Genomic DNA, 16983 nt, shown 5'->3' with positions numbered 1-16983 from the left:
GCTGTGCCGATCTGCGGCTCCGCCGCGCGGGCGCGAGCAACCACGACGCACCGGCAGTCGCCCACGCACACGCGCCCCCGAGTTATGAGGCGCTCTCCTCCGCCGCCCTCTCCTCCGCCGCCTTCTCCTCCGCCTCCATCTCCGCGAAGACGTCGATCGGCGCGGGCGCCTTCGCCAGGAAGACCCATGTCAGCCAGACCGCGAGCAGGAACGGGGGGATCTTCAGGGCGATCAGGACCCAGCCGAGCTGCGTCGTGTCCGCCCACCAGTACAGCGGGAAGAGGATCGCGCACTTGGCGAGCAGGATCAGGCCCCACGCCCAGCTCGCCTTCGCGTACGCCTTCTTGCGGCCGGGGTTGCGCGTGCGCCAGGAGAGGTTCTCCTTGAAGACCGGCCCGAGCATCAGGCCGATCAGCGGCACGCCCGCCAGCGTCGTCACGATGTACGCGAGCGCCAGGCCGAGCGTGTAGAGCATGCCCGGCAGGTAGAAGTCCTTCGCGTTGCCGGTCATCATCGCGAACACGACGCCGAAGGCGACGCCGAAGACCCCGCTGAACGCGTGCTTGACCGTGTCCCGGCGGACCAGCCGCACCACGACCAGCAGCAGCGACACCACGAGCGCGGCGATCGCCGACACGTGCAGGTTCTTGTTGATCGTGAAGATGCTGACGAAGAGCAGCCCCGGCAGCACCGTCTCGACCATGCCCCGGACACCGCCGAACGCCTCGAAGAGCGCGGCCTCGGTGACCGCGCGCGAATCGTGCGCGGTGTCGTCTTCGGTCGGCTTCTCGAGTGAGGTCACCGGCTACTCCCGTCCGAGCGGTCTCAGTTCGTATTTCGGGTTGAACAGCACTCTGCGGCCCCGGCTCATCGAGACCCGCCCCGAGGCGATCAGTCTGCGCCCCGGTTCGATCCCGACGATGGAGCGTCTGCCGAGCCACACCACGTCCAGCGCGGCGGAGCCGTCGAACAGCTCGGCCTCCAGGGCCGGTACGCCGGCCCGCGGGCGCAGCGTGACCGTGCGCAAGGTACCAGTAACGGTGACCAGCTGTCGGTCCTGGCAGTCACCGATGCGGGTGCAGCCCGCGGTCTCGGCGTCCTCCCGCAGCTCCTCCGACTCCAGGTCCTCCTGGGACGAGGAGAGCCGGTCGAGCATGCGCCGGAACCGGCCCACCGGCTTCTCGGAACGGGGAACAGCACTCATACCCGAAAGCGTACCGGGGGCCGCCGACACCCACGGAGGGGCTACTTCTCGAACCGGTATCCCATCCCCGGTTCGGTAATGAAGTGCCGCGGATGCGAGGGGTCCGTCTCCAGTTTGCGGCGCAGCTGGGCCATGTACACGCGCAGGTAGTTCGTCTCCGTGCCGTACGACGGCCCCCACACCTCCCGCAGCAGCTGCTTCTGGCCGACCAGACGGCCGGGGCTGCGCACCAGCACCTCCAGCAGGTGCCACTCGGTGGGCGTGAGGCGCACGTCCCGGCCGCCGCGGTTGACCTTCTTCGCGGCGAGGTCGACGGTGAACCCCTCGGTCTCCACGACCACGTCGTCCTCGCCGCCCCCGGTCGGCTCCGCACGGCGTACGGCGGCGCGCAGCCGGGCCAGCAGTTCGTCCATGCCGAACGGCTTGGTGACGTAGTCGTCGGCGCCGGCGTCGAGCGCGCCGACCTTCTCGTCGGAGGAGTGGCGGGCGGAGAGCACCAGGATCGGCACCCTCGTCCAGCCGCGCAGCCCCTTGATGACCTCGACGCCGTCCATGTCGGGCAGGCCCAGGTCGAGGACGATCACGTCGGGGCGGCGTGCGGCGGCCAGCCGGAGGGCGGTCGCGCCGTCGTGCGCCGCGTCCACCTCGTAGGCGCGCGCCTTGAGGTTGATCACGAGGGCGCGGACGATCCCCGGCTCGTCGTCGACCACGAGCACACGCGTCATGAGGCCTGCCTCTCCGGTAGGGCGAGCGGACCGGACCCGGCGGGCCGGGCGGGACCGGTGGCGGCGGGATCGGTGGCGGCGAGGGCCACGGCCTCCGACGGTTCCGTCTCGTGCCCGGCCGCGCGCAGGGTCAGCACCATCGTCAGTCCGCCGCCGGGGGTGTCCTCGGCGGTCAGCGTGCCGCCCATCGCCTCGGCGAAGCCGCGCGCCACCGCGAGGCCGAGCCCGACTCCGGAGCCGCGCGGGGCGTCCCCGTAGCGCTGGAAGGGCTCGAATATGCGTTCCTTCGCCTCGTCCGGCACCCCGGGTCCGCGGTCGACGACGCGGACCTCGACCCGGTCGGCCAGGGCGCTCGCGGCGACGAGGACCGGTGTCCCGGGCGGGCCGTACTTGACCGCGTTCTCGACGAGGTTGGCCACCGACCGCTCCAGGAGCCCGGGGTCGACGGCGACCATGGGCAGCGTCTCGGGGACGTCCAGTTCCACGCTGTCCTCGGGGACCCCGCCGAGTGCCATCGGCACCACCTCGTCCACGTCGATCTCGCGGATCAGCGGGGTGACGGTGCCGGTCTGCAGCCGGGACATGTCGAGCAGATTGCCCACCAGGTGGTCGAGCCGGTCGGCGCCCTCCTCGATGCCCTCCAGAAGCTCCGCCCGGTCCTCCTCCGACCAGGCCACGTCGTCCGAGCGCAGCGAGCTGACCGCCGCCTTGATCCCGGCGAGCGGGGTGCGCAGGTCGTGGCTGACGGCGGCGAGCAGCGCGGTGCGGATGCGGTTGCCCTCGGCCAGCGTCCGGGCCTGTTCGGCGGCCTGCCGCAGCCGCTGCCGGTCCAGGACGACCGCGGCCTGCGCGGCGAACGCGGCCAGCACCCGGCGGTCGGAGGCGGGCAGCACCCGCCCGGACAGCGCCAGCGCCATGTGGTCGCCGACGGGCACGTCCACGTCGGCGTCCTCGGGCCGCGCCACGCGCGTGCCGGGACCCACCGCGCCCGCGCAGGTCCACGGGGCCACGCCCCCGGCGCGTTCCAGCAGCGCCGCCGACTCCATGGCGAAGGTCTCCCGGACCCGCTCCAGGAGCGCCTCCAGGCTGGTCTCCCCGCGCAGCACGCTGCCCGCGAGGAAGGAGAGTATCTCCGACTCGGCGCGCAGCCGGGCCGCCTGGTGGGTGCGCCGGGCGGCGAGGTCGACGACGGAGGCGACCGCGACGGCGACCCCGACGAAGATCAGGATGGCGACGATGTTCTTGGGGTCGGCGATGGTGAAGCGGTGCAGCGGGGGTGTGTAGAAGTAGTTGAGGAGCACCGAGCCGAGCGCCGCGGAGGCGAGCGCCGGGAGCAGCCCGCCGAGCAGGGCGGCGGCCACCGTCAGCGCCAGGAACAGCAGCATGTCGTTGGCGAGGCCGAGGTCGACGGTGTTGAGCAGCAGGGCGAGGACGACCGGGCCGGCGACGCCGGTGGCCCAGCCCGCGATGATCCGGGTACGGCCGAGCCGGGCGCCGCGGGCGGCGGGCAGTCCGCGTCCCTTGGCGACCTCGTCGTGGGTGACGATGTGCACGTCCAGGTCGGGCCCGCAGTCGCGGGCCACCGTGGTGCCCACGCCGGGGCCGAGGACGTACTGCCAGGTCTTGCGGCGCGAGGAGCCGAGCACGATCTGCGTGGCGTTGGCGCCGCGCGCGAAGTCGAGCAGGGCGGCGGGGATGTCGTCGCCCACCACATGGTGGAAGGTGCCGCCGAGATCCTCGACGAGGGTGCGCTGGACCGCGAGTTCCTTGGGCGAGGCGGAGGTCAGCCCGTCGCTGCGGGCGACGTAGACGGCGAGCACCTCGCCGCCGGCCCCCTTCTCGGCGAGTCGCGCGGCCCGGCGGATCAGGGTGCGGCCCTCGGGTCCGCCGGTCAGCCCGACGACGATCCGCTCCCGGGAGCCCCATATCGTCGAGACCCGGTGCTCGCTGCGGTACTGGGTGAGGTATTCGTCGACCCGGTCGGCGACCCACAGCAGGGCCAACTCGCGCAGGGCGGTGAGGTTGCCGGGGCGGAAGTGGTGCGAGAGGGCGGCGTCGACCTTGTCCGGCTGGTAGATGTTGCCGTGCGCCATGCGGCGGCGCAGCGCCTGGGGCGACATGTCGACCAGCTCGACCTGGTCGGCGCGGCGCACGAACTCGTCGGGGACGGTCTCCCGCTGCCGCACCCCCGTGATCGACTCGACGACGTCGCCGAGTGATTCCAGGTGCTGGATGTTGACGGTGGAGACGACGTCGATCCCGGCGGCCAGCAGTTCCTCCACGTCCTGCCAGCGCTTGGCGTTGCGCGAGCCGGGGACGTTGGTGTGCGCGAGCTCGTCGACCATGGCGACGGCGGGGGCGCGCTGCAGCACGGCGTCGACGTCCATCTCGGTGAAGACGCCGCCGCGGTACTCCAGCTCCCGGCGCGGCACCTCCTCCAGGCCGCGCAGCAGCGCCTCGGTGCGCGGGCGGCCGTGGTGTTCGACGTAGCCGACGACGCAGTCTGTGCCGCGTCCGACCCGGCGGCGGGCCTCGCAGAGCATGGCGTAGGTCTTGCCGACGCCCGGTGCCGCCCCGAGATAGATCCGTAGTGTGCCGCGTCCCATGGCCCCATCGTCCTTCTGTGCCGCACCGCGCCGCCATGTGTCACCGCGTGCGCAGCGTCGACCCTACGGCTCATGATTCCGGCAAAACGGGTGGTGGGCACGGTTCACGACGTCCTTGACGCAACCCTGACGGCGGCGGCACGCCCTTCGGGTTCCCCGCGGGGCGCTCAGGCCTCGGTCAGTTCGCCGTCGCTCAGCTCCAGCACCCGGTCGGCCAGCCCCAGCAGCGTCGCGTCGTGCGTGGCCACCACGGCCGTGACGCCCTCGCTGCGCACCACCGCCCGCAGCAACTCCATCACCGCGAGCCCCGTCTCGGCGTCGAGCTGTCCCGTCGGCTCGTCGGCTATGAGCAGCGACGGGCTGTTGGCCAGCGCCCGCGCGATGGCCACCCGCTGCTGCTGCCCTCCGGACAGCTCCCCGGGCCGCTGCTCCGCGTGGTCGGCGAGCCCGACGAGCGACAGCAGCAGCGCCACCCGCTCCTCCCGCTCCCGCCGGCCGGCCCGGCGCAGCCGCAACGGCACGCCGACGTTCTCGGCGGCGGTGAGGATGGGTATCAGGCCGAAGGTCTGGAAGACGAAGCCGATCCGGTCCCGCCGCAGGGCGAGCAGCCCCTCCTCGCCGAGGTCGCCGAGGCCGAGCCCGGCGACGGTGATGCGCCCCGCGTCCGGTTCGTCGAGCCCGCCGATGAGATTGAGCAGGGTGGTCTTGCCGGATCCGGAGCGGCCCTTGAGGGCGACGAGTTCGCCCCTGGGCACGTCGAGGGAGACGCCGCGCAGCGCGTGCACGGCGGCGGCGCCGGTGCCGTACGACTTGTGCACCTGCTCGACGCGCACCATCGTCTCGGTTCCGGTGTCCTTCTCGGCCCCGGTGACGACCACGCTCATGAGCCCTCCCCCGCTTTCCCCCTGTGCCGGCGTGCCCGGCATTCTCACCCGATTCCCACCCGCGCTCGCCCGGTCGAACGGCCGGGAGACGGCCGCGGTTCCCGGTGCGCCGGATTTCCCCCGGACGGGTACGGGCGGCCGCGAGCGCCGCACCGCACCCGGGTCCGGCCCAGGTCCGGACGGGCGAAAGGGCCGCACCCCACCAGGGATGCGGCCCCGTACGTCATCCGGACCGAATGCGGTCAGCGGACCTCGGTGATCTCCGGTCCGCGCTGGAGCTGGCCCATGCCGCCGGAGAAGCGCGAGCCCTCCTCCTGCTGGACGCCCTCGGGCACCATCTGTGCGTCGTTGGGCAGCTTGAGGACGATCGGGTCGCGGGGCGCCATCGGGCCCTCGCCGCGGACCACGACCGTGTCCCGGAAGATCTGCTCGAGCAGTCCGGCCGCCTGCGGCTGCACCGCGCCCTGCCCGGAGATCACTCCGCGCAGGAACCAGCGGGGACCGTCCACACCGACGAACCGCACCACCTGGAAGCCGCCGGTGCCGTCCGGCAGCTGCACGGGCACCTGGGCCCGCAGCTCCCAGCCGAGCGGACCCTCGACCTCGTCGACGATGCCGCCCTGCTGCGTGATCCCGGTGGCGATCTCCTCGCGGACCTCGCCCCAGATGCCCTCGCGCTTGGGGGCGGCGAAGGCCTGCAGCTGGACGGCGCTGTCCCGCAGTACGACGGTGGCGGCGACGATCGCGTCACCGGCGACCTCGACCCGCAGTTCCATGCCGTCGACACCGGGCACGAACAGACCGCCGAGGTCGACCCGGCCCTCGGCGGGGTCGCGCACCTCGGAGTCGTCCCAGGGGCCGTCGGGCCGCGGTCCGGGCGCGAGCCGTACGCGCTCGCGCTCTCCCTCGGCCTGCTCGTCGTCCGCCTCGGTGTCGACGTCGTCGACGACCTGCTCGGCCTCGCCCGTCGCGTCCGCCACGTCGTCGGCGGACCCCTTCTTCTTGCGACGTCCGAACACGTCACTGTCCTTCCCGGTCGGATACGACCGAAGCGTATCGATTCCCACCCGTTGCGCCGCCCACGGCGGCATGACCGCCGGTGGACCCGAAGCCCCCCTCGGCCCGCGCCGAGCCGGGAAGCTCCGCGACCTCGTGGAAGCGGACCCTCTCGACCTGCTGGACGACCAATTGGGCAATCCGGTCGAAGCGCTCGAACCGCACGCTCTCGCGCGGGTCGAGATTCACCACGATCACCTTGATCTCCCCACGGTACCCGGCATCAACCGTCCCCGGGGCATTCACGAGGGCGACACCGCAGCGGGCGGCGAGACCGGATCGCGGGTGCACGAAGGCCGCGTACCCCTCTGGCAACGCCACAGACACCCCGGTGGGCAGGACGGCCCGCTCACCGGGCGCGAGCGCGCACGCCTCGGTGGTGCGCAGGTCGGCTCCCGCGTCGCCGGGGTGCGCGTACGCCGGAAGCGGTACGTCGGGATCGACGCGCCGGACGAGCACCTCGAGCCCCTGCCGGGGGGTGCCGCTCGCGTCGGCCGGGGGCCGGGAACCTGGGGAAGTACCAGTCACAGGCGCAGACCTTACCCGCGCGTCGGCCCCGCTCCGACACCGTGCCAAGCTTGGCTCCATGCAGCACTCCGCGCCCGCGTACGAAGAACGTCTCACCGCGCCCCGCTCCTGGTGGCTGATGTGCCTCCTGATGGGCATCGCGGTGGCCCTGGTCCTGCTCCCCTTCGGCACGCTGCCGATGCTGGGCGGCCTGGTGGGCGGTACGGCGGTCTCGGCGGTGGTGGTGAGTGCGTACGGTTCCCCGCGCATCCGCGTGGTCGGCGACGCGCTGATCGCCGGCGAGGCACGGATCCCGGTGTCGGCGCTGGGCGAGGCGGAGGTGCTGGACCAGGAGGAGGCCCAGGCCTGGCGCACCCACAAGGCCGACACCCGCGCCTTCATGCTCCTGCGCGCCTACATCCGCACGGCCCTGCGCGTCCAGGTGACGGACCCCGAGGACCCCACCCCGTACCTCTACCTGTCCACAAGGGAACCGGAACGCCTGGCGGCGACCCTCAAGGCCACGCGCACACAAGAGCGCCCCTGAAGGGGGCGCGGGGCGGTGTCGGTCCGCGGCTCCGCCGCGTGGGCGGTCACCCCTCCCCCGCACCCCACGAAACCTGAACCCGCCGCAGATCCTTTCGCACCCGCTCCGCGAGCCGCTTCGTCTCGCGCCGGTTGAGCGCGGCCCCCACCGCCGCCCCCACCAGGAACGGAATCAGGTTCGGCAGATCCCGCACCAGCCTCTTGGTGATCTGCTGCCGCAGCTCCCGCTTCATCTGCCCCCCGAGCGCCGCGTTCAGCGACGCCGGCTTCGCGACGTCGATCCCCCGCTCACCGGACCAGGACCGCAGGTACATCGCGCTGCGCTGCGCGAGCGTCCCCGGCGGCCGTACGCCGTACACCTCGTGCAGTTCGGCGATCAGCTTCAGTTCGACGGCGGCGACGCCGGTGATCTCCGCGGCCAGTTCCGTCGGCATGGCCGGCGGCACGGGCATCATCGCGGCGGCGCCCACCCCGGCGCCCACCGTCGCGGTCGCGGCCGCCGCGCCGGCGACGAGTCTGTCGGCGAGTTCCTCGGGCCCGAGCCCCGGGAACTGTCTGCGCAGGGTGTCGAGGTCGCGGACGGGCACGCGCGGGGCGAGGTCGATGATCCGGTCCGCCAGGAAGGCCAGTCCCAGCCGGACCCGGTTGTCGCCCCTGCGGAGGCCCTCCCGGACGCCGTTACGCACGTATCGCACGGCGGCGGCCCCGCGCCTCCTCGCGGCGTGCGGCGCCTCGGCGGCGGGCACGGGCAGCGCACCGGCCGCGTACGCGGCGTCCAGCGGCGCGGACCCCGTGGGCACCGCGGAAGCCGGATCCGCACGCTTCCCGGGCACCGGGAAATCCGCGGGCGCCCCGGAATCCCCGGGCGCCGAAGAATCCGAAGAAGAATCCAAAGACGTGCCGTCCGACGCGAGCGAGGCCCCCCTGTCGCCCGGGGTGCCGGTCTCCCCGGGCTCTCCCGGGTGTTCCGGTACTCCGGGCCCCGAGGGACCCCGCTCGTCGTCACGCACGCCGTGAGGGCCGTCGTACGGCCCCGAGTCCGCCTCCGCCTTCTTGCGGAAGCGGCGCTTCCAGGGAGGGGTCGAGCCGGTCACGGCCGACCCCGCCTCAGTCGCAGTCGCGGCAGATCGGCTGGCCGTTCTTCTCACGGGCCAGCTGACTGCGGTGGTGCACCAGGAAGCAGCTCATGCAGGTGAACTCGTCCTGCTGCTTGGGCAGCACCCGGACGGCCAACTCCTCGTTGGAGAGGTCGGCTCCGGGCAGCTCCAGGCCTTCGGCGGCCTCGAACTCGTCGACGTCGACCGCCGAGGTCGACTTGTCGTTCCGCCGGGCCTTGAGTTCCTCCAGGCTGTCGGAATCAACATCGTCGTCGGTCTTGCGTGGGGTGTCGTAGTCGGTTGCCATTTCGCTCTCCCCCTCTGGGTGTCTGCGGGTGTCTCCAGCGCACGTAACGCGTGAGAGGCCGGACTTGTGCCCGCCTCGAGGCGGAGATTTTGCCTCACATCAAGGTCTGTTACTCAATCGACACCCAACCGGAGCCCCCAAGAGTGATCGGGTTGGATGGCGAACCGGACCGTACACGGTCCGCGCGGTACCGCTCAAAGGCGTCTCACCGTGTACTTCCCGTGATCCCGGCACCGGAAAACCCGGATTTTCCGGCTTTGTCGGCGCCCAAATGATCACGCAGCGTAGACGACCGGAAAAGCTCTCCTGTGATCCATCACACATGTGACCACCGGATGACCGGTTCGGAAATTACGCCCAAAGCGAACATTTTCCGGTCCGGCCGTGCGAGCGGCGACATGATGTCAGATCGGCAGGGTGACGCGCATCACGAGTCCACCGCCCTCCCGGGGCCGGGCGGAGATGTGCCCGCCGTGCGCTCTGGCCACCGAGCGCGCGATGGACAGCCCGAGCCCCACCCCCTTGTCGCTGCCCGTGCGTTCGGTACGCAGCCGTCTGAAGGGCTCGAAGAGGTTGTCGATCTCGTAGGCCGGCACCACGGGGCCGGTGTTGGCGACCACCAGGACCGCCTGACCGTGCTGCACCTCGGTGGTGACCTCCACCCAGCCCCCTTCGGGCACGTTGTAGCGCGCGGCGTTCTGGACCAGGTTCAGGGCGATCCGCTCCAGCAGCACGCCGTTGCCCTGGACCACCGCCGGCGCGCAGGCGCTGCGGATCTCCACGCCCTTGGCCTCGGCCTCGGCGTGCACCTGGTCGATGGCCTGGGCGGCCACCTCGGCGAGGTCGACGGGTTTGCGCTCGACGATCTGGTTGTCGCTGCGGGCCAGCAGCAGCAGGCCCTCCACGAGCTGCTCGCTGCGCTCGTTGGTGGCCAGCAGGGTCTTGCCGAGCTGCTGGAGCTCCACCGGGGCGCCCGGGTCCGAGAGGTGGACCTCCAGGAGCGTGCGGTTGATCGCCAGGGGCGTTCTCAGCTCGTGCGAGGCGTTGCCGACGAAGCGCTGCTGGGCGGTGAAGGCCCGCTGCAGCCGTTCCAGCATGTCGTCGAAGGTGTCGGCGAGCTCCTTGAGCTCGTCGTCCGGGCCGTCCAGCTCGATCCGCCGGGAGAGGTCCGAACCGGCCACCGCGCGCGCGGTGCGCGTGATCCGGCCGAGCGGCGACAGCACGCGGCCCGCCATCGCGTAGCCGAACGCGAACGCGATCACGGCGAGGCCGAGCAGCGCGAGCAGCGAGCGGCTGAGCAGGTGGTCCAGGGCCACCTGGCGCTGGTGGTCGGTGCACGCGCTGATCGCGTCGTTGAACTCGGTCAGCGACAGCTTGTTGTTGACGCCGGGGCAGTCGTTGCTCGTCACCTTGAGGTCGTTGAACTCGACGATCTTGAACAGCGGTTCGCTGCCGGTGCGCAGCGCCTGCGCGGCGAGCAGATAGATGATCGACAACAACAGGATGCCGGCGATCAGGAACATGCCGCCGTAGAGCAGTGTGAGCCGTATGCGGATGGTCGGGCGCAGCCAGGGGAAGGGCGGTTCCGGTCTGCGCGGGTCCCAGGTGGGCTTCGGGGGCGCCGAGGGGGGCGCCGGTGTCGCGGCCACGGGGATCAGATCCGGTAGCCGGAGCCGGGCACGGTGACGATCACCGGGGGCTCGCCGAGCTTGCGGCGCAGGGTCATGACGGTCACCCGGACGACGTTGGTGAACGGGTCGGTGTTCTCGTCCCAGGCCTTCTCCAGGAGCTGCTCGGCGGAGACGACGGCGCCCTCGCTGCGCATCAGCACCTCCAGGACCGCGAACTCCTTGGGGGCGAGCTGCACCTCCCGGCCGTCCCGGAAGACCTCCCGGCGGTTGGGGTCGAGCTTGATCCCGGCGCGCTCCAGGACCGGCGGCAGCGGCACGCTGGTGCGCCGGCCGAGTGCGCGCACGCGCGCGATCAGCTCGCTGAACGCGAACGGCTTGGGCAGGTAGTCGTCGGCGCCGATCTCCAGGCCCTCGACGCGGTCGCTGACGTCGCCGGAGGCCGTGAGCATCAGCACGCGCGTGGGCATGCCGAGCTCGACAATCCGGCGGCAGACGTCGTCGCCGTGCACCAGGGGGAGGTCACGGTCGAGGACGACCACGTCGTAGTCGTTGACGCCGATGCGCTCCAGGGCGGCCGCACCGTCGTACACGACGTCGACGGCCATGGCCTCCCGGCGCAGTCCGGTGGCCACCGCATCGGCGAGCAGCTGCTCGTCCTCGACGACGAGTACGCGCACGTCGCTTGTCCTTCCTTCGTCCGCTCCGCGCGGCACCCCGGAAGGGCGCACGCGGGCAGGGGTCTGTCGTGGAGTGAGGTCTCCATCCTGCCCTTTTCGGCCATAAGTCGGCTGTAAGGCGGCTGAGCGGACGTGCGGGGCGCGCCCCGTGCGCACGGGAGGACCTCCCGTGGATCCCGGGACCCACGGAATTTCTTCACCCACCGAGGTTTCCGCGCGACGCGGCATGGGGAGGACGGCTTTACACCCCGCGATCACGCTCTGCTTGGGCACGCCACCCCCGTGTGGCGGGCCGGCGACCGCTTTGCGCAGAGCGGACGTGGGTGTCCGGCACCGTCGCCGTCCGGCGGTCGACGCCGGGCATCCGCAGGAGCCGTGATCGTCCCTTCCGAATGGCACACCACCGTGCCACCGACCCACGACCCAGGACGAGGGGGCGCAGCATGGACGCATTCACCGCAGGACTTCTGCAGCGCATAAGGACGACCGAGTCCGACCTGACGCGGGCGCGCGAGACCGGCGACGACTTCCTCGCGGAGGTCGAGGAGTCGGAACTCGACGACCTGCGTCGTCTGGCCGCCGAGCACGGCGTCGAGGTCAGCGCGTGACCCGCGGCTGACCGACGCGTACGGCGTGCCGACGGCATGCCCGCGGCGCTCGTACGCCGTCTCATCATCTTGCGTACGTCATGAGAAGCGGGGCCCCGGTGGATCCAGACCGGGGCCCCGCCGCATGTCTCGTCCCGCCGCGGGATGCCGCCGCGGGAGTGTTTCAGTCGTGCCAGGCGCCCAGGGCCTCCAGGCGGGCCTGGAGCGGCTCGAAGAGGCCGGGAGGTGCCGCGAGCGTCAGCTCGGGCGAGACGGGCTCTCCCGGGCGTCCACCGGTCAGCGCGCCCGCCTCCCGGGCGATCAGGTCGCCCGCCGCGTAGTCCCAGGGGTGCAGCCCGCGCTCGTAGTACGCGTCGAGCCGGCCCACCGCCACGTCGCACAGGTCGATCGCGGCCGAGCCCCCGCGCCGGATGTCCCGCACCTCGGGCACCAGGTGCCGGATCACCTCGGCCTGCCGGGCGCGGCGCTCGGCGAGATAGCCGAACCCGGTCCCGACGAGGGCCTGTCCGAACACCGGGGCGGGCCGCACGCGCGCGGGGCGGTCATTGACGTACGCGCCCTCCCCCAGGACCGCGCGGTACGTCTCGCCGCGCAGCGGTGCGTACACGACACCCACCACGGTCTCGCCGTCCGACCGGGCGGCGATGGACACCGCCCAGCTGGGCAGTCCGTACAGGTAGTTGACGGTGCCGTCGAGGGGATCGATCACCCACTGGACGCCGCTGGTGCCCTCGACGCTTGCGCCCTCCTCGCCGAGTACGCCGTCGTCGGGCCGGGCCTCGGCGAGCAGCCCGGTGATCAGCTTCTCGGAGGCGATGTCCATCTCGGTGACGACGTCGACCGCGCTGGACTTGGTCGCGGCCACTGAGAGGTCGTCGGGCCGGCCGTCCCGCAGAAAGGTGCCCGCGCGGTCGGCCGCGTCGAGCGCGATCCGCAGCAGTTCGGTCCTGAGCGCGCCTTGTTCCGGCTGGTTCACACCGCTCCTCACGCGTAGGGGCTGTCGGCGCCCGCGGCGGCGGGCTTGGGGGTACGGGCCGGGCAGCAGCCCACCGGGCAGACGTCGTGGCTCGCGCCGAGCGCGCCGAGGGCGCACGGGGCCGCCGGCTGCCCGCGCTCGGCGGCGGCCCGCTCGGTCACCAGGTCCCGTACGGCGGCGGCGAAGCGCGGGTCGGCGCCGACGGTGGCGGACCGGCGCACCGGCAGGCCCAGCTCCGCCGCCTTGGCCGTGGCCTCGGTGTCGAGGTCATAGAGGACCTCCATGTGGTCCGACACGAACCCGATGGGCGCCATCACGACGGCGGGCACGCCCTTGCCGTGCAGCTCCTCCAGGTGGTCGCAGATGTCGGGCTCCAGCCATGGGATGTGCGGGGCGCCGGAGCGGGACTGGTAGACCAGCCGCCACGGGTGGTCGACGCCGGTCCGCTCCCGTACGGCGTCGGCGATCAGCTGGGCGACGTCCAGGTGCTGGCGCACGTACGCGCCGCCCTCCCCGTGCTGCTCGACGGGGCCCGAGGTGTCGGCGGCCGTGACGGGGATGGAGTGCGTGCAGAACGCGAGGTGGGCGCCGTCGCGCACGTCCTCGGGGAGGTCTGCCAGCGACTCCAGGACGCCCTCGATCATGGGTTCGACGAAGCCGGGGTGGTTGAAGTAGTGCCGCAGCTTGTCGATCCGCGGCGGCTCGAGCCCCTCCCCCTCCAGCGTGGCCAGCGCGTCGGCGAGGTTCTCGCGGTACTGGCGGCAGCCTGAGTACGAGGCGTAGGCGCTGGTGGCGAGGACGAGGACGCGGCGGCGGCCGTCGGCGACCATCTCGCGCAGGGTGTCCGTCAGATAGGGCGCCCAATTGCGGTTGCCCCAGTAGACGGGCAGGTCGAGCCCGTGCCCGGCGAAGTCCTCGCGGAGGGCGTCGAGGAGGGCGCGGTTCTGGGCGTTGATGGGGCTCACGCCGCCGAACAGGAAGTAGTGCTGCCCCACCTCCTTCAGTCGCTCCGTGGGGATGCCGCGGCCACGGGTCACGTTCTCCAGGAACGGGACGACGTCGTCCGGGCCCTCGGGGCCGCCGAACGAGAGGAGCAGCAGGGCGTCGTAGGGGGTGGGATCGAGTACGTCGGGCATGCCCTCGATCCTCCCACGGGGGGATCACGCGGGCCCGTGGGGGCAGCGTCCCCCGGCCTCCTGCCGGGGGCCCGGAAATCGGGGTTACCGCGGGCCGGTGACACGCGTACATTGGGGAGGCCTTGGTCGTAAGGCGTATCTTCCCGCTTCACGCCTTACCGCATCACCGGAGAGCCCCCGTGCCCAGCCCCTACCGCGCCCTGTTCGCCGCCCCCGGCTCCGCCGCGTTCTCCGCCGCCGGGCTGGTCGGGCGGATGCCGCTGTCGATGATGGGCATCGGCATCGTGACGATGATCTCCCAGCTCACCGGCCGCTACGGGCTCGCCGGGGCGCTGTCGGCCACCCTCGCGCTGTCCGCCGCGCTGCTCGGGCCGCAGATCTCGCGCCTCGTCGACCGGCACGGGCAGCGCCGGGTGCTGCGCCCGGCGACCCTGGTCGCGCTGGCCGCCGCGACCGGGCTGCTGCTGGCCGCGCACCACGGGTGGCCGGACTGGGCGCTGTTCGTGTGCGCGGCCGGGATCGGCGCCGTGCCGAGCCTGGGCGCGATGATCAGGGCGCGCTGGGCGGCGCTCTACCGCGGCACCCCGCAGCTGCACACCGCGTACTCGTTCGAGTCGGTCATCGACGAGGTGTGCTTCATCTTCGGCCCGATCCTCTCCATCGGGCTGTCCACCCGGTGGTTCCCGGAGGCCGGGCCGCTGCTGGCCGCGTGCTTCCTCGCGGCCGGCGTCCTCTGGCTGACCTCGCAGCGCGCCACCGAACCGGCGCCGCATCCGCGCGCCCACCACGGCGGCGGCACGGCTCTGCGGGCGCCGGGCCTGCAGGTGCTGGTCGGCACGTTCGCGGCGACCGGGGCGATCTTCGGCGCGGTCGACGTGGTCACCGTCGCCTTCGCGGACGAGCGGGGGCACAAGGGGGCCGCGAGCGTCGTCCTCGCCCTCTATGCGGCCGGTTCCTGCGCCGCCGGACTCCTGTTCGGACTGATCCGCTTCGCCGGGGCGCCGGAACGCCGCTGGTTCCTGGGCATCTGCGCCATGGCCGTGAGTATGATCCCATTCCTACTGGTCGGAAACCTGCCGTCTCTGGCCGTGGCGCTGTTCGTTGCGGGGCTGTCCGTCGCACCCACGATGATCACGACGATGGCCCTCATCGAGCAGCACGTACCCCGCGCGAAACTGACCGAGGGCATGACCTGGGTGAGCACCGGGCTCGCGGTCGGCGTCGCGCTCGGCTCCTCGGTGTCCGGGTGGGTGATCGACGCCTCCGGGGCCCGTGCCGGGTACGGGGTCCCGGTGGTCTCCGGGGCCGTCGCGGTGGCGGTCGGTCTCCTCGGGTACCGCCGGCTGTCGAGGCCGGTCACGCGGCGGGAGGGGCCCCATGAGCACCACAGCGAGCGGGACGAACGGCACGGGGAGCGGCGGCGCGAGGAAGGCCGGCGCGGCCGGGACCGTGAGGGGGAGGACCGGCCCGTGGCGTAACTGGGCGGGCAACGTCACCGCCCGGCCCGCCCGCGAGGTCGCCCCGGCGTCCGTCGAGGAGCTGTCCGCCGCGGTGCGCCGCGCGGCCGAGGACGGGCTGCGCGTCAAGGCGGTGGGCACCGGTCACTCCTTCACCTCGGTGGCCGCCACCGACGGCGTCCTGGTACGCCCCCACCTGCTGACGGGGATACGGAACATCGACCGCGCGGCCGGCACGGTCACCGTCGAGGCCGGCACCCCGCTCAAGCGCCTGAACGAGGCCCTGGCGCGCGAGGGGCTCTCGCTCACCAACATGGGCGACATCATGGAGCAGACGGTCTCCGGCGCGACCAGCACCGGCACCCACGGCACCGGCCGTGAGTCCGGCTCGATCGCCGCCCAGATCAGGGCACTCGAAATGGTGACGGCCGACGGCTCGGTGCTGACGTGCTCCGCGGACGAGCACCCGGACGTGTTCGCCGCCGCCCGCATCGGGCTCGGCGCCCTCGGCATCATCACCGCGGTCACCTTCGCCGTGGAGCCGGTCTTCCTGCTCACCGCGCGCGAGGAACCGATGCCACTGGACCGAGTCCTGTCCGAATTCGACCAACTCTGGGCGGAGAACGAGCACTTCGAGTTCTACTGGTTCCCGCACACCGGCAACACCAACACCAAGCGCAACAACCGCAGCGCCGGCCCCTGCCGGCCGGTGCCCACGGTCAAGGGCTGGTTCGAGGACGAGTTCCTCTCCAACCACCTCTTCCACGCCGTCAACCACCTCGGGCGCGCGGTCCCCGCGACGATCCCCGTCATCGCCGGCATCAGCAGCCGGGCGCTGTCCGCGCGGACGTACACCGACCTCCCCTACAAGGTCTTCACCTCCCCGCGCCGGGTGCGCTTCATGGAGATGGAGTACGCCGTTCCGCGCGCCGCCCTCGCCGACACGCTGCGGGAGCTGAAGGCGATGGTGGACCGCTCGCCGCTGCGGGTCAGCTTCCCCGTGGAGGTCCGCACCTGCCCGGCCGACGACATCGCGCTGTCCACCGCCTCCGGCCGGGACAGCGCCTACGTCGCCGTGCACATGTTCCGCGGCACGCCCTACCAGGCCTACTTCACCGCCGCCGAGCGGATCTTCACGGCGCACGAGGGGCGCCCGCACTGGGGCAAGATCCACACGCGCGACGCCGAGTACCTCGCGGCCGCCTACCCGCGCTTCGGCGAGTTCACCGCGCTGCGGGACCGGCTCGACCCGGACCGGCGGTTTCAGAACGACTACTTGCGGCGAGTGTTGGGGAGATAGACACCTGGCTGCCGGACCACCCGGCCGTCGGACTCGGAGCACGCCGTGGAAGCACACCGTTGAAGCACACGGTTTCCGAGAAGTCCGACGGCGTGGTGATCCACGAAGGTGGTCCGAATGGAGTACTGTTGCGAGCCCTGGGTCCCGGGTCCCATCAGGGTGTCCGGGACCGTGCTGGACCGCCGGGAGGGAGAGTGCGTTGCACAGAGTGACTGAGCTCGTCACTCAGCGTTGCGATCAGGTAACCGTGCCATAACGGCGTTCCA

17 protein-coding genes are annotated in these 16983 nt (G+C 72.2%); 4 read left to right on the top strand and 13 right to left on the bottom strand.

The window, feature by feature from the left end:
• Positions 1-82 precede the first annotated feature (82 nt).
• The 7 genes from OIE12_RS25195 to dut all read right to left on the bottom strand — a co-directional run bounded on the left by OIE12_RS25195 (position 83) and on the right by dut (position 6934).
• Positions 83-802, bottom strand: coding sequence for a DUF3159 domain-containing protein (locus tag OIE12_RS25195; RefSeq protein ID WP_329139008.1), 720 nt, complete (start codon positions 800-802; stop codon positions 83-85).
• A gap of 3 nt (positions 803-805) precedes the next feature.
• Positions 806-1204, bottom strand: coding sequence for an OB-fold nucleic acid binding domain-containing protein (locus OIE12_RS25190; protein ID WP_078618472.1), 399 nt, complete (start codon positions 1202-1204; stop codon positions 806-808).
• A 41-nt stretch (positions 1205-1245) separates the two neighbouring features.
• Positions 1246-1929 (bottom strand): response regulator, encoded by a 684-nt coding sequence (locus OIE12_RS25185; RefSeq protein ID WP_329139005.1) that lies wholly within the window; start codon positions 1927-1929, stop codon positions 1246-1248.
• Positions 1926-4535, bottom strand: a complete 2610-nt coding sequence (locus OIE12_RS25180; protein ID WP_329139003.1) for an ATP-binding protein — start codon at positions 4533-4535, stop codon at positions 1926-1928. Before OIE12_RS25180 ends, OIE12_RS25185 begins: the two co-directional genes overlap by 4 nt.
• A 167-nt stretch (positions 4536-4702) precedes the next feature.
• Positions 4703-5419: an ABC transporter ATP-binding protein gene (locus OIE12_RS25175; RefSeq protein ID WP_329139001.1), complete on the bottom strand. Its 717-nt coding sequence runs from the start codon at positions 5417-5419 to the stop codon at positions 4703-4705.
• A 242-nt stretch (positions 5420-5661) separates the two neighbouring features.
• Positions 5662-6438 (bottom strand): DUF3710 domain-containing protein, encoded by a 777-nt coding sequence (locus tag OIE12_RS25170; protein WP_329138999.1) that lies wholly within the window; start codon positions 6436-6438, stop codon positions 5662-5664.
• Between the two features lies 1 nt (position 6439).
• Complete coding sequence (gene dut / locus OIE12_RS25165) at positions 6440-6934, bottom strand: dUTP diphosphatase (protein ID WP_329138997.1); 495 nt, start codon at positions 6932-6934, stop codon at positions 6440-6442.
• Between the two features lie 127 nt (positions 6935-7061).
• Here dut and OIE12_RS25160 point away from each other — a divergent pair, with 127 nt between their 5' ends.
• The gene (locus OIE12_RS25160) at positions 7062-7529 is read left to right on the top strand and encodes a DUF3093 domain-containing protein (RefSeq protein WP_329138996.1); all 468 of its coding nucleotides are present in this window, start codon (positions 7062-7064) and stop codon (positions 7527-7529) included.
• Between the two features lie 46 nt (positions 7530-7575).
• Here the strand turns inward: OIE12_RS25160 and OIE12_RS25155 are convergent, their stop codons facing one another.
• The 4 genes from OIE12_RS25155 to OIE12_RS25140 form a co-directional block, all read right to left on the bottom strand.
• Positions 7576-8622 (bottom strand): hypothetical protein, encoded by a 1047-nt coding sequence (locus OIE12_RS25155; RefSeq protein ID WP_443053898.1) that lies wholly within the window; start codon positions 8620-8622, stop codon positions 7576-7578.
• A 13-nt stretch (positions 8623-8635) separates the two neighbouring features.
• Positions 8636-8932: a DUF4193 domain-containing protein gene (locus tag OIE12_RS25150; protein ID WP_005481602.1), complete on the bottom strand. Its 297-nt coding sequence runs from the start codon at positions 8930-8932 to the stop codon at positions 8636-8638.
• A gap of 404 nt (positions 8933-9336) precedes the next feature.
• Entirely contained in the window at positions 9337-10581 is a 1245-nt protein-coding gene (locus OIE12_RS25145) for a sensor histidine kinase (protein WP_329138993.1), read from the bottom strand.
• A 5-nt stretch (positions 10582-10586) separates the two neighbouring features.
• On the bottom strand, positions 10587-11240 hold the full coding sequence (locus OIE12_RS25140) for a response regulator transcription factor (protein ID WP_004982445.1): 654 nt from the start codon (positions 11238-11240) through the stop codon (positions 10587-10589).
• A 443-nt stretch (positions 11241-11683) separates the two neighbouring features.
• Between OIE12_RS25140 and OIE12_RS25135 the strand changes: the two genes are divergently transcribed.
• Positions 11684-11848 carry a hypothetical protein gene (locus tag OIE12_RS25135; RefSeq protein WP_199806957.1) on the top strand — a complete coding sequence of 55 codons (165 nt, stop codon included), beginning with the start codon at positions 11684-11686 and terminating at the stop codon, positions 11846-11848.
• 163 nt (positions 11849-12011) lie between these two features.
• On the opposite strand, the gene OIE12_RS25130 is transcribed toward OIE12_RS25135, so the two are convergent.
• The gene (locus tag OIE12_RS25130; RefSeq protein ID WP_329138990.1) at positions 12012-12824 is read right to left on the bottom strand and encodes an inositol monophosphatase family protein; all 813 of its coding nucleotides are present in this window, start codon (positions 12822-12824) and stop codon (positions 12012-12014) included.
• A gap of 8 nt (positions 12825-12832) precedes the next feature.
• Entirely contained in the window at positions 12833-13960 is a 1128-nt protein-coding gene (locus OIE12_RS25125; RefSeq protein ID WP_329138988.1) for a ferrochelatase, read from the bottom strand.
• A 179-nt stretch (positions 13961-14139) separates the two neighbouring features.
• Between OIE12_RS25125 and OIE12_RS25120 the strand changes: the two genes are divergently transcribed.
• Together OIE12_RS25120 and OIE12_RS25115 are read left to right on the top strand one after the other, a co-directional pair.
• Entirely contained in the window at positions 14140-15438 is a 1299-nt protein-coding gene (locus OIE12_RS25120) for an MFS transporter (protein ID WP_329138987.1), read from the top strand.
• On the top strand, positions 15338-16717 hold the full coding sequence (locus OIE12_RS25115) for a D-arabinono-1,4-lactone oxidase (protein ID WP_329138985.1): 1380 nt from the start codon (positions 15338-15340) through the stop codon (positions 16715-16717). The genes OIE12_RS25120 and OIE12_RS25115 overlap by 101 nt, the downstream gene beginning before the upstream one ends.
• Positions 16718-16983 lie beyond the last annotated feature (266 nt).

Origin of the sequence: Streptomyces sp. NBC_00670, assembly GCF_036226765.1 — a bacterium.
GTDB lineage: Bacteria > Actinomycetota > Actinomycetes > Streptomycetales > Streptomycetaceae > Streptomyces.
Note: the sequence above shows the minus strand (reverse complement) of the source record. Positions and strands in the feature narration are given on the sequence as shown.